Here is a 12,325-nt window from a genome sequence, read left to right as displayed (position 1 = left end):
CCGAATTTGCCTGCCTACCCGTAGGTATCGCGCGGACCGCGCCCTGGAACCGATCTGGGACCCTTTTTCCAGGTGGGGGCATCCGGCCCCTGAAAGCGGATCGTGTCGACGCCCGCTCCCGGGAATCTCGTCGTGATCTCGGTGACGAGTTGAGTGCGCATCATCCGCAGCTGCGTCGCCCAGGCCGTCGACTCGCAGCGCACCTGCAGCACGCCGCCCTCGATGGCGATGGGCTCGGAGTGACGGGCCGTCTCCTCACCGGCGATGTCGGCCCACGATGCGAGCACGTCGTGCTGCGAGAGCGGGCCGCTCCAACCGAGCTGCGTGCTCAGCGAGTCGATCGTGTCGGCGAGGGGCTTCGGGTCGCGGCCCGGGGAGAACGGCTCGCTGCCGGTGGCCTCGCGAGTGCGGACACGGCCGGGACGACCCGTGCGCGTGCGCGGTTCGCCGCCGAAGATCTCGCGGAAGTGCTGGTAGACGCGGGAGGCCTCAGACATCGGCTGCCTCGCCCTCGGTCGTCACTGCAGTGGCATGTTCGGCCGGGGACTCCGGCGAGGACTCCGACTCGACGATGTGCCCGGCCTCGATGTGCACGATGCGTGCGACGAGCGGAGCCGGCACGTCTTCGAGCACCGCCGCGGTCACGAGCACCTGCTCGAACCCCGAGATCGCCTGCGCCAGGCGCTCCCGCCGCAAGCGGTCGAGCTCGGCGAAGACGTCGTCGAGCACGAGCACCGGGTCGCCGGTCATCGAGTCGCGGCGCAGCAGCTCGGCCGATGCGAGCCGGAGGGCGAGAGCGAACGACCAGGATTCGCCGTGACTGGCGTAGCCCTTGGCCGGCAGTCCGTTGAGCAGCAGCACGACATCATCGCGGTGCGGGCCGACGAGGGTGACGCCGCGTTCGAGCTCCTTCGGGCGCAGCACCCGCAACGCTTCGGAGAACCGCTCGCGCGTGCCGATGGTCGACTCGAGCGCACCGACGGATGCCTCGGGCTCGGCGTCGGGATCCGCGCCGTCGATCGAGAGCGACGGAGTCATGCCCGGCCCGTGATCGGCGTCGACGATCGCCCGGTAGGCCGCGGCCAACGGCTCGCGCAACTCCTCGATGAGTGCCAGCCGCTGATCGATGAGTTCCGAGCCGAGCACGACGAGGCGTTCGTCCCAGATGTCGAGCGTGGTCAGCTTGTCGACCGCGAGTCCGCGGGCCCTCGCGCTCTTGAGGAGCGAGTTGCGCTGCTTCAGCACGCGCTCGTAGTCGGCCATGACCCCGGCGAGCCGAGGGGTCCGCTGCACGAGCAGCTCGTCGAGCAGGCGCCGGCGCACCGACGGCTCGCCGCGCACGATCGCGAGGTCTTCGGGTGCGAAGAGCACGCTGTGCGCATAGCGCGGCAGCTCGCGGGTCTTCACCGGCGAGCGGTTCAGCTGGGCCCGGTTGGCGCCCTGCCGGTTGAGTTGCAGCTCGACGAGCAGTTCGCGATCGCCGTGCGAGAGCAGTGCCCGCACGATCGCGGCGTCGGCTCCGGCCCTGATCAGCGCCTGGTCGCCCGAGACGCGGTGCGAACCCAGCGTGGCGAGGTAGCCGATCGCCTCGACGAGGTTGGTCTTGCCCTGTCCGTTTCGGCCGACGAGCACGGTCGCGCCCGGGCCGAGCTCGAGTTCGGCCCGCGCGTAGTTGCGGTAGTCGGTCAACGAGAGCCGGGCGACGTGCACGCTGGGATCCCTTCGACGACGGGGCATCCGGATGCCCCGGAGCCGACGGATTCGCAATTGACCACGCTACCCCGCACCGCCGACGACGGGCTCGGCCCGCAGCGACGGACTAGCGCAGCAGCAGGTTCGGCTGCAGCAGGTAGCGGTAGCTGTCGGCGCCGGCCTGCTCGCGCGACGACTGGCTCGTGATGAGCACCGGACCCGGCTTGTTCGGGTTCTCGGTCTTCGTGAACGAGACGCGCACGAACTCCGAGTGCACGGCGCCGAGTCCGTCGAGCAGGAACTGCGGCTTCAGTGAGACCACCGTGTCGTCGCCCGTGAGGATCGCGTCGATCGATTCGGAGGCCTGGGCCTGCTCGCTGCCGATCGCTTCGAGGGTGAGGCCGTCGGCGGTGAAGCTGTAGCGCAGGGCCGCCTCGCGCTCGAGCACGAGCGCAACACGACGGGTCGCCTCGATGAGCTCGGCCGTGTTGACCACCGCGTAGTTGTCGACCGTCTCGGGGAAGAGTCGGCGCACGGGCGGGAAGTTGCCCTTGATGAGCAGAGACGTGACCGTCTTCTTCTCGGCGCTGAAAGCGATGAGCTCGCGATCGTCGCGGCTCGTGATCGAGACCGAGATGGTGCCGGAGTGTCCGAAGGTCTTGCCGACCTCCTGCAGGGTGCGGGCCGGCACCAGTGCGGTGACCGATTCCTCGCTCGCGACCGTGCCGCCGTCCCAGTCGAGCTCGCGCACGGCGACCCGGTACCGGTCGGTGGCGACGAGGCTGAGGTTGTTCTCGCGAACCTCGAGCTGCACGCCGGTGATCACGGGGGTGACGTCATCGCGCGAAGCGGCGACCGCCACCTGTGCGACCGCGGCAGCGAACTCCTCGGCCGGGACGACACCGGACTGCTCGCCGATCTCGGGAATGGAGGGGTACTCCTCGACCGGCATCGACAACAGGGTGAAGCTCGCCGAACCGCAGCTGACGGAGATGCGGCTCTCTTCGGTCGAAACGCGCACGGGCGCGTTCGGCAGGCGGCCGGCGATCTCCGCGAGGAGTCGGCCCGAGACGAGGACGGTGCCCGGCTCTTCGACGTCGGCCTGGATCTCCGTCTGCGATGAGACCTCGTAGTCGAACGAGGAGAGCACGAGGCCGTCGGCGTTCGCCTGGATCAGCACGCCCGAGAGGATCGGCAGCGTGGTGCGCTGAGGCAGCAGTTTGACGGCGAATGAAACGGCCTCACTGAAGACGTCGCGGTTGACCTGGAACTTCACGGTACTCCCGTCGTGGATGTCGCTGGGTGGCTCCCATGCTATCCGCAGAGATCGCCCAGACGTGGGGCGAATCGATCACGACACAGCACTGCTCGAACCATCCGCCGAGGCGCGTCGATTCTCAAGGTTGTGGGAATCCCCACTTAAACCCTTAACTCTTAACAGTGTTAACCGCTGTGGAAACTGTGGATGGTGTTCGGAGACCCGCGGAACGGCGGTGAATTCGGGCTATCCGATCTGTGCACAGTGTGTGGGTTCGTGAGCGGATGCCTCGAGCCGATGCCGAACGCATGACACTGTTCTGCACAGGCGAGCACGCTGTCTCAACAGGCACTGGGCGGTTGCTCGTTAACAATCCACAGGTTCTCCACAACTGTGGGATTCGGGTTCGAGAGGCCTGCACAGGCCCTGCAGACCCCGAATCCGGCCCGATTCCGGGCGCGTCGAAGTCGACGAACACCGCCCCGTCTGGCGGGTCGATCGTCGCGATCGTGTCGTTCGTCGGCGTTCTGCCGGCTACCGCCGTGCTCAGCGGTAGCGGCTGACCTGCTTGATGCGGGCCGTGAGCTCGGTGACCTGGTTGTAGATGGAGCGTCGTTCCTTCATGAGCTCCGAGATCTTCTTGTTCGCGTACATGACCGTGGTGTGGTCGCGGTTGCCGAACAACTGGCCGATCTTCGGCAGCGACAGGCTCGTGAGCTCGCGGCACAGGTACATCGCGATCTGGCGCGCGGTCGCCACAGCCTGCGAGCGGCTCGAACCGTAGAGGTCGTCGACGGTCAGCTTGAAGTAGTCGGCGGTCGCCGTGATGATGTCCACCGGCGACACGACGTTGTCCGAGTCATCCGTGATGAGGTCTTTCAGCACCGTTTGCACGAGCGGCATGTCGACCGGTGTGCGATTGAGGCTCGCGAACGCCGTGACGCGGATCAACGTGCCCTCGAGCTCGCGGATGTTGCTCGACACCTTCGATGCCATGTACTCGAGGATGTCGTCGGGCACCTGGAGCCGCTCGGACTGCGCCTTCTTGCGGAGGATCGCGATGCGCGTCTCGAGGTCGGGCGCCTGCACGTCGGTGATGAGGCCCCACTCGAAGCGGCTCCGCATGCGGTCCTCGAAGCCGGTGAGGTGCTTCGGCGGCACGTCGCTCGTGATCACGACCTGCTTGTTGTGATCGTGCAGGGTGTTGAAGGTGTGGAAGAACGCCTCCTGCGTCTCCGCCTTGCCCTGCAGGAACTGGATGTCGTCGATCAGGAGGATGTCGATGTTGCGGTACCGCTGCTGGAAGAGGGAGCCGCGGTTGTTGGCGATCGAGTTGATGAAGTCGTTCGTGAACTCCTCGGAACTCACGTACCGCACGCGGATGCCCGGATACAGGCTCATCGCGTAGTGGCCGATGGCGTGCAGGAGGTGCGTCTTGCCGAGGCCGGAGTCTCCGTAGATGAAGAGCGGGTTGTAGGCCTTCGCCGGCGCTTCCGCCACGGCGACCGCCGCAGCGTGTGCGAAGCGGTTCGACTGGCCGATGACGAAGCTCTCGAATGCGTACTTCGGGTTCAGCCTCGTGTCGCGCGATGCGACGGGGCTGGTGTTCTCGAAGACCGACTGCGGGGCGGCCGGCATCTCGACCGGATCCACGAGCTCGTCGACGAAGGGCGACTGCGGCTCGGGCGCTCTCGCCTCCTCGAGCTCGGGATTCACCACGACGTAGAACGAGGTCACGGGGGACGGTGCCTCGACGACGCTCATCGCTGACAGCAATGAGACCCGCATGCGCTGGTTCAGCATGCTCGCGGTGAAGTCGTTCGGCACCTCCAGATAGAAGGTGCCCGCTGCGATGCCCTTGGGTTCGACCAGGTTCAGGAAGCCCTGGAGCATCGGGGTGATCGCGTCATCGTCTGACAGCCGATCGAGGATCGTCGCCCACGTATCCGTGATGGGCTGTTCTGTCATCGTTCCCCACAATCATTCGGTGCCGTCGTCTGGCCGCTCATCGATCCCCCGATCGACGGAGCAAGCGGCGCGGGGCGAGTGTTCACTACGTTCTCCACGCCCTGTGGGGAGATTTCGGAAGAAGCCCGAGAATCCGCGCAGCAGGCTGGGGATAACTGGTGTCAAACGCTATCCGAGGAACAGGCTCCCGACAAATGCCGATTGAGGGATTCGACAGTGCGGGCGTGTCGTTCCACAGGCGATCCTGAGGTTCGCGCGATACTGTCCCTTTTGAACTGCGCCTGGTCGGACTCTGTTCGGTTTGACCCTGAGGCCTCGAGGCCGTAGTTTTAATCAGTTGACCCCAGCCCGTCAAGGGCACCCAGTTTTCCCGCCATCACGCAACCAGCGAATTTCGGCGAGGAGATCCGAACGCCGGAGAAGAAGAATGAGCAAGCGTACTTTCCAGCCGAACAACCGTCGTCGCGCCAAGAAGCACGGCTTCCGCCTTCGCATGCGCACCCGCGCCGGCCGTGCCATCCTGTCGGCACGGCGCGCAAAGGGTCGCACCGAGCTCTCCGCGTAGTTCTTCGGTGCTCGCCAAAGCCAATCGCATCACGAGCGCCGACGACTATCGAGTCATCGTGCGCCGCGGTGCGAAGGTCGCCGGTGCCCACACCGTGAGCTACATGCGCTCACGGGAGTCGGGCACCGACGCACGCTTCGGCTTCATCGTCTCGAAGAAGGTCGGCGGCGCCGTTCGCCGCAATCTCGTGCGCCGCCGGTTGAAGGCCGTCTGCCACGAGGCACTCGGCGACGGCATCGCCGATGTCGACGTCGTTGTGCGTGCACTGCCGTCGGCGTCGGACGCCGACTGGACCGAGATCCGCGCCGAGGTACTCGGCGCACTCCAACGCCGACGCGCACGAGCGTCGGCCGCTGCAGCGCAGGAGAAGGGCGACTAGCGTGAAGAACGCCGCCCTGTTCGCCGCGCTCATCCCCCGCAACGCCGGGGTCCTTCTCATTCGCGGCTATCGAGCCGCGATTTCGCCGTTGTACGGCGACGTCTGCCGCTATTACCCGTCCTGCTCGGCCTACGGCCTCGGTTCGGTGCAGCAACGCGGCCTCCTCGTCGGCTCGGCACTCACCGCCTGGCGCATCCTCCGGTGCAACCCCTGGTCGGCCGGTGGCATCGACGACGTCAAGGCGGCGCGTCACTCCCGGTATCGCATCACCCGGTTCGGGTGGGTTCTCCCCGCCGGGTGGGCTCGCACCGAGACATCCGTTGCGCTCGGCGCGGTCGGGCACGAACACCCTCACTCTTCCGGCTCCGCCGGCCACGCGGCATCCGTCGACGCAGACGCGCCCGCAGCCGACTCGCTTCAGCCCGCGGCGGTCGACGCCGTCGGTGCCGATGCGGAGCTCGCACTTTCCTCCCCGACCATGTTCCGAAAGGACTGACTCACCCAATGGATTTCATCAGCCTGATCCTCTGGCCCATCAAATGGGTCATCGAGCTGATCCTCGTCGCGTTCCACTCGATGTGGACGTTCTTCGGTCTCGACCCCAATGCGGGTGTGACCTGGGTGCTGTCGATCGTCGGCCTGGTCATCGTCGTGCGGGCCGCGCTCATCCCGATCTTCGTCAAGCAGATCAAGAGCCAGCGGCGCATGCTCGAGGTCGCGCCGCAGCTGAAGAAGATCCAGGACAAGTACAAGGGCAAGAAGGACCAGTTCTCGCGCGAAGCGATGTCGCGCGAGACCATGGACCTCTACAAGAAGACGGGCACCAACCCGCTCTCCTCGTGCCTGCCGCTGCTGCTGCAGATGCCGATCTTCTTCGGTCTCTTCTCGGTGCTCAATGACGCCCAGCACGACAAGGCCGGTGTCGGCGTCTTCACGCAGGACCTCGCCAACTCGTTCGCGAACTCCGAGATCCTCGGCGCTCCCCTGAAGGGCACGTTCATCGGCGCGATGAACGGCGAGTACCCGTGGCAGGTCATGGTCATCGCCGCGACGATGATCGTGCTGATGACCGCGTCGCAGTTCATCACGCAGCTCCAGATCGTCTCGAAGAACATGTCGCCTGAGACCAAGGCGAGCCCGATGTTCCGTCAGCAGCGCATCCTCCTCTACCTGCTCCCCCTCGTGTTCGCGTTCTCGGGCGTCGCCTTCCCGATCGGCGTCATGTTCTACTGGCTCGTCTCGAACTTCTGGACCATGGGTCAGCAGTTCGTGGTCATCCGCAACATGCCGACGCCCGGCAGCGAGGCTGCGAAGGCCCGCGAGGAGCGACTCGCCCGCAAGGGCAAGCTCGTCGTCGAGGAGAAGACCGAGATCGAGTCGCAGGAAGCCAAGAAGACGCAGCGCCAGCAGCCCGTGAGCAAGGCTCGCGCCAAGAAGCAGGGGAAGTAGACCCATGACCGACGTACAGAACGACACCGCCGACCGCTCCAGCTCGCAACTCGAGGAAGAGGGCGACATCGCAGCGGACTACATCGAGGAACTCCTCGACATCATGGATCTCGATGGCGACATCGACATCGATGCTCGAAACGGTCGAGCCTATGTCTCGGTGAACGCCGGTGAAGGTGCCAACCTCAACCTGCTCGCGAAGCCCGAGACGGTGAGCGCCTTCCAGGAGCTGACTCGTCTCGCAGTGCAGACCAAGACCGGTGCGTTCTCGCGCCTGATCCTCGACATCGGCGGCTCGCGTGACGCACGCCGCGACGAGCTCGCGGGTCTCGTGGAGCGCGCCGCCGAGCGTATCGATGGCGGAGCCGCTGAGGCTTCGCTTCCTCCCATGTCGTCGTACGAGCGCAAGCTCGTGCACGACCTGGTGGCGGAGCGCGGTCTGCACTCGGAGTCGCGCGGCGAAGGCTCGGACCGTCACACGGTCATCACGCGCGTTGGCTGACGTTTCACGTGGAACGATGATCGACGGACTCGAACCGGAGCCGGCCGCGGCCGTCGAGCTCTTCGGTGAACACATCGAAGCGGGCCGGGCTTTCACGACCGCTCTTGCGCGGCATGGTGAAGAACTCGGACTCATCGGTCCGCTCGAGCTCCCGCGGCTGTGGACCCGGCACATCCTGAACAGTGCGCTCGTCGCACCTCTGCTGCGGCCCGGTCGGGTTGGCGACGTCGGTTCCGGCGCAGGTTTGCCCGGCATCGTGCTGGCGATCATGCGGCCGGATGTGTCGTTCACCCTGATCGAGCCGATGGAGCGACGTGTCGCCTGGCTCGAGCGTCAGGCCGATGAAATCGGTCTGACGAACGTGACCGTCGTTCGTGCCCGCGCCGAGGAGTCGAAGCTCTTCGATTCCCTCGACCAGGTGACGGCTCGCGCCGTGAGTGCTCTGCGCACGCTCATTCCCGTGACCGCTCCCCTGCTGCGACCGGGCGGCGAACTCGTGCTCATGAAGGGCGCGGGCGTCGACGGTGAGATCGGCGCGGCGGAGAAGGTCATTCGCAAGTACCACCTGCACGACGTCGAGGTCCTGGTGCTCGGCGAAGGCGTCGTCTCCGAAGTGACCAGGGTGTTCCGCGCCACAGCCGGCTGATTCCCGCGCTTCGCGCGCGAGCGCGGTGTGGCTGCTCACGACCGAGGTGACGTCGGAAGCGCGAGCGTCGGGCCGCAGGTCAGCATGCTTCGTGCTCGGGGCTCGGCACTGTGCGCAGGTCACTGGTGCTGCTCGGTCTCCCGACCGGCGAGAGCCGTCGGCCAGTGACGCTCCCGTGTTGAATCTGGATCTGCACCGAGCAGTTCCGCCATCGGTGTGGTTCCTGCCTGTCGGTCATTCTGCTGTTGCTCCGTGTTTCCCTGTTGCGACTCGCGAGCGCAACCGGTGCGGGCGGCACGCTCCTCACGCGGATGTGCGGGGGTTCCGCGTGCCGTCGGGGACGCGGAGACCTGGCGAGTGTCTGCCGGATGGCGGATGTGACGGGCTGCCCTGCCGATGCTCGTCGCGGTGGATTCGCTGAACCGCGGGCCGGTGGTTCTCAAGTTCGCATCGTGAGGTTCCACTGAGACGCCGGGAGAGGGAGGCGCCTTGGACTTGTCGGTCGGCGGTCAATGCCATCCGGCTGTCCTCCGCCATGGCAGGTGCGTCGCGGGGTGCACTCCGCTCTCATCGTCTCCCCCGTGCTTCGAATGCGCGCTCACCCACTGCACGCCGTCACCGCCTGTCGCGCTCGAACTCGGTGAAGTCATGGCGCGCTGAGAGCATGCCGCGGTCGCTGCTTCGTCGTGCCATCACCACCGTTTGAACTGAGTGCGCTCTTTCAACCGTGCTTCGCCGCGGATCGACGATGGTGCCCATCTCGACGCGTGTTCGGCTCTGCGTGGAGTCGCAGCGCAACGCGAGTACTTCAGCGGCACTCTCCTCATCGGCAACGCGAGCTCGGGCTCTCGGCCGAGCGGCGTGCCCCTCCCCCACCCGAAGGCGGCGTGTCGTTCCCCTGCAATGAAGCCCGGTCGCTGGCCGGCCCTCAGTACCCGGCTGCGGAGGTGCTGGATCGGCGCGCTCCACCTGCCCGATCCCCCACGGTTCCCGCACCGCTCAGTCGGATGCCGAGCAGTCACGCTGTCCGTGCGGACCAGGCTTCTGCAGCCACTCGGCTTTGCGCTTGTGAGGAGGATTGCACTCGGCGCCCGTTGATGGGGGGTCGGGCGTTTCACGTGAAACATCGGCTCGGAGCCTTTCGCTGCGCTCTGCCGGCTGCGGTTGCAGCCCATTCGCAATCTGGCGCTCGCACGATGTGGCTGTTGCGGGGCAGCCGGCAGGAGCCGCACGATCTCGGGTCGCCCTGAGGGCTCGTGCCATGCCTTCACAAGGGGTGCCCGCGCTTGCATTGCTGCCTCAAACGCCGCACGGTTTCAGTTCGGCGCATCAGCGTCCTGAATCCCTGGATCGCGGAGCGGGTGCGGGCCGATGAGTCGACCACTCGGGCTCTCCTCGCAGAGGTCTGCGGCCGTGCCGGGAGGGGAGCTCTGAGCCGACCGTTGGATCGAGTCGGTCGGGCAGGATGATCAGATTCCGTGATCGGAACACGGAGAGCGCAGTGCAATCGGGACTGATCCGGGCCGGGTCGACCGCTCGCTGGGGATCTGGTCGAGAGTCGCAGGCGCTTGGCTCACCGAGCCAGCCGCCGGGCTGGCGTCCTGTTGTCAGCGGCCGGGCTGGCGTCGTGTTGTCAGCCGATCGGGTGGTCGGTGCCCCAGGGGAGGGCCGGCGTCGGAGCCACCCCGGAGTCGCGGCTGACTGCGTTCAGCCGGAATCAGTGCATCGCCGCTCGAGATCCGGCGAGCTGGGGACTGTGCTCCTTGTGCGGCAGCAGGCGCACTCTCAAGCGTCCTTGTCCTGCGTCCTGGCTCCTGGGTCATTCATCCTTCGTCCTGCGTCGTTCGTGAGCGTTGAGCACCGTGTGTTGTCGGGCTGGGTGGTGCCGTGCACGCCGGGGTCGGTGGATGGTGAGGCGTTTGCGCGTGAGAATCACTGAGCTGGGAGCCTGGCCGTGGTCGGATCGGGTCGCCGATCGGCAGTCGTGGTTCGTGTCTCGCAGTGGACGCGGCTGAGGGTTCAGGCGATGCATCGCAGGCTTCGTCGAAGTGAGACTCGTGGCCTGGGCGGCGTGGAGTGGGAATCACGGTGGAGACGGCTCGCTGTCTGCCTGAGCGGCGCCTCGCGCGAACGCGCCCCGATTCACGATCATGCTCCCGTCCCTTGGCTGCGGCGCACGAGGAGCGGAGAGCGTGAGGGTTCACGCCACCGGGAGTGGCCCGAGCGTGTCGATCTCGCTCTCGGTGCGCACCAGACTCGCGTCGGCTGGCCGCACGTCCCTGTCGGCGCACTGCTGGAGGCGTTGCAGGATCGCCCCCCCCGTGTTCCGCATCGAGCCGTCAGTGTTCGCGCGCGGTCAGAGCGGCTCGGTGCCAACGCCGGCTCAGGCATCGTGACGTGCCTCGCGCCGGTTGCTGCTCGGCATCCGCGAACATGCGTGAGGAATCCGAGCGCTGAGCACATGGCGTTGTCCGGCCCGAGTCCCTGCGTTCGTATCACCCCGCCCATCTGCCTCCGCTCTCGACCCCTCCCTCGTTGCCTCTGCTCATCCCCTTCTTCTCTGTCGCCCTCCTTCTGTGTCTCCATCTCGTTCACCCGTCTCGGTCGACCGTCTCCTTCCTCCAGTCGCCCCACTCCTTCCGTTGTCTCCTTCTCCATCCCCTTCTCTGGCTCCTCGTCCGTCTCCTCGTCCGTCTCCTCGTCCGTCTCCTCGTCCGTCTCCTCGTCCGTCTCCTCGTGTACGTCGTTGTCGTTGTCGTTGTCGTTGTCGTTGCCGTTGCCGTTGTCCTTGTCCTTCTCCTTCTCCTTCTCCTTCTCCTTCTCCTTCTCTCCTTCTCCTTCTCCTTCTCCTTCTCCTTCTCCTTCTCCTTCTCCTTCTCCTTCTCCTTCTCCTTCTCCTTCTCCTTCTCCTTCTCCTTCTCCTTGTCCTTGTCCTTGTCCTTGTCCTTGTCCTTCTCTGCTCCTCCTGCTGTGCCCACTCCCCCTCGCTCCCCCACCTCTTCCACCCCAGCGCGCACCTCGATTGGTTCCGCCTCCAGACCACCCTCGAGCCTTTTGCTGCCGCCCTCCGACGAAGCTGGACCGCGCGAGGGACCGTTTCACGTGAAACGGCTCACCCCCGGGATCATCACGGTTCGCAGAACCGACGTTTCACGTGAAACGGCTCAGCCCTGGATGATCACCCCGTTCCGTTCAAGCGGCAGGGAGGTGTTCGCGCCACTTCAGGTGGCGCGCCGCTTCAGGGTGGGTGAGCGCGTCCGCAGGGCCTCCTCGATCGGAACCGAGGCTGACGCGCGAACCGAGTCGCAGTCGTCCCCACCTTGCCCCTGCCGCTCCACGACCGGCTCGCTCCTTCCGTTTCACGTGAAACATTGCCAGTGGAGGTCGATCCAGAGTCCGTCAGTGCGCACGAGCAGGTCATAATCCACCTCTGGCCCGCGGGCATCTCGTCGGCACGAGAGAGCCCGCGCGCTCAACGAGTGACACCTTCGCGGAGTGTGGCTGCGGTCAGTGACACCAGGAGGGTAGCAATTGGCCGCCACCACGCCCGGCCTTGCGAAAGCCCGGCCAACGCCAGTGAGGCTCTCCGGACACATGCCCGCGTCCCCACTGGATCGGGCAGCCGTCGGTGCAATGACCCGGCACGAGCACGCCCACCGAGTGAATCCCCACTCCGAGACCTTCTCCACAGCGGACAATCGGTCCGGATCTCATCAAGTTCGCTCGTCGTCAACTTGAGAGACGGTCCCGCCGGTTAGGCTTGACACTCGGATCGAAGCAGTCGTACGGGTACGTCGAATTGATCGAACACCAACGATTTGGAGCAGTCGGCATGGCACAGGGCGGGGGACGTGGATGGTTTCACC

General features: G+C 66.0%; 11 protein-coding genes. 6 read left to right on the top strand and 5 right to left on the bottom strand.

All coding sequences use genetic code 11. From position 1 onward, the window contains the following. Nucleotides 1-14: 14 nt before the first annotated feature. The 4 genes from ASE14_RS11890 to dnaA form a co-directional block, all read right to left on the bottom strand. Nucleotides 15-497 (bottom strand): DUF721 domain-containing protein, encoded by a 483-nt coding sequence (locus ASE14_RS11890; protein WP_056654758.1) that lies wholly within the window; start codon nucleotides 495-497, stop codon nucleotides 15-17. Further along, nucleotides 490-1,710 carry a DNA replication/repair protein RecF gene (recF, locus tag ASE14_RS11885; protein ID WP_056654757.1) on the bottom strand — a complete coding sequence of 407 codons (1,221 nt, stop codon included), beginning with the start codon at nucleotides 1,708-1,710 and terminating at the stop codon, nucleotides 490-492. Before recF ends, ASE14_RS11890 begins: the two co-directional genes overlap by 8 nt. A 109-nt stretch (nucleotides 1,711-1,819) precedes the next feature. Further along, on the bottom strand, nucleotides 1,820-2,968 hold the full coding sequence (gene dnaN / locus ASE14_RS11880; RefSeq protein ID WP_056654756.1) for a DNA polymerase III subunit beta: 1,149 nt from the start codon (nucleotides 2,966-2,968) through the stop codon (nucleotides 1,820-1,822). Between the two features lie 528 nt (nucleotides 2,969-3,496). After that, nucleotides 3,497-4,918 (bottom strand): chromosomal replication initiator protein DnaA, encoded by a 1,422-nt coding sequence (dnaA, locus tag ASE14_RS11875; RefSeq protein WP_056654755.1) that lies wholly within the window; start codon nucleotides 4,916-4,918, stop codon nucleotides 3,497-3,499. 427 nt (nucleotides 4,919-5,345) lie between these two features. On the opposite strand from dnaA, the gene rpmH reads away from it, so the two are divergent. The 6 genes from rpmH to rsmG are packed head-to-tail and all read left to right on the top strand — an operon-like array spanning nucleotide 5,346 to nucleotide 8,459. Then, entirely contained in the window at nucleotides 5,346-5,483 is a 138-nt protein-coding gene (rpmH, locus tag ASE14_RS11870; protein ID WP_022889115.1) for a 50S ribosomal protein L34, read from the top strand. 7 nt (nucleotides 5,484-5,490) lie between these two features. Beyond that, nucleotides 5,491-5,862, top strand: coding sequence for a ribonuclease P protein component (gene rnpA / locus ASE14_RS11865; protein ID WP_056654754.1), 372 nt, complete (start codon nucleotides 5,491-5,493; stop codon nucleotides 5,860-5,862). A gap of 1 nt (nucleotide 5,863) precedes the next feature. Continuing rightward, a complete protein-coding gene (gene yidD, locus ASE14_RS21435) occupies nucleotides 5,864-6,358 on the top strand; it encodes a membrane protein insertion efficiency factor YidD (RefSeq protein ID WP_200953360.1) in 495 nt (164 codons plus the stop codon). An 8-nt stretch (nucleotides 6,359-6,366) separates the two neighbouring features. After that, a complete protein-coding gene (gene yidC, locus ASE14_RS11855; RefSeq protein ID WP_056654753.1) occupies nucleotides 6,367-7,311 on the top strand; it encodes a membrane protein insertase YidC in 945 nt (314 codons plus the stop codon). A gap of 4 nt (nucleotides 7,312-7,315) precedes the next feature. Continuing rightward, nucleotides 7,316-7,813 (top strand): R3H domain-containing nucleic acid-binding protein, encoded by a 498-nt coding sequence (locus ASE14_RS11850; protein WP_056654752.1) that lies wholly within the window; start codon nucleotides 7,316-7,318, stop codon nucleotides 7,811-7,813. 16 nt (nucleotides 7,814-7,829) lie between these two features. Next, nucleotides 7,830-8,459 (top strand): 16S rRNA (guanine(527)-N(7))-methyltransferase RsmG, encoded by a 630-nt coding sequence (rsmG, locus tag ASE14_RS11845; protein WP_056654751.1) that lies wholly within the window; start codon nucleotides 7,830-7,832, stop codon nucleotides 8,457-8,459. Between the two features lie 2,591 nt (nucleotides 8,460-11,050). On the opposite strand, the gene ASE14_RS20590 is transcribed toward rsmG, so the two are convergent. Further along, nucleotides 11,051-11,464, bottom strand: a complete 414-nt coding sequence (locus ASE14_RS20590) for a hypothetical protein (protein ID WP_157372951.1) — start codon at nucleotides 11,462-11,464, stop codon at nucleotides 11,051-11,053. Nucleotides 11,465-12,325 lie beyond the last annotated feature (861 nt).

Origin of the sequence: Agromyces sp. Root81 (assembly GCF_001429165.1) — a bacterium.
In the GTDB taxonomy this organism is placed as follows: Bacteria; Actinomycetota; Actinomycetes; order Actinomycetales; family Microbacteriaceae; genus Agromyces.
This window is presented reverse-complemented; position numbering and strand designations above follow the sequence as displayed.

Coding starts and splice junctions, on each gene's coding strand:
- ASE14_RS11890 (WP_056654758.1), bottom strand. CDS start 497: ATGTCTGAGGCCTCCCGCGTCTACCAGCACTTCCGCGAGATCTTCGGC.
- dnaA (WP_056654755.1), bottom strand. CDS start 4,918: ATGACAGAACAGCCCATCACGGATACGTGGGCGACGATCCTCGATCGG.
- rpmH (WP_022889115.1), top strand. CDS start 5,346: ATGAGCAAGCGTACTTTCCAGCCGAACAACCGTCGTCGCGCCAAGAAG.
- yidC (WP_056654753.1), top strand. CDS start 6,367: ATGGATTTCATCAGCCTGATCCTCTGGCCCATCAAATGGGTCATCGAG.
- ASE14_RS11850 (WP_056654752.1), top strand. CDS start 7,316: ATGACCGACGTACAGAACGACACCGCCGACCGCTCCAGCTCGCAACTC.
- rsmG (WP_056654751.1), top strand. CDS start 7,830: ATGATCGACGGACTCGAACCGGAGCCGGCCGCGGCCGTCGAGCTCTTC.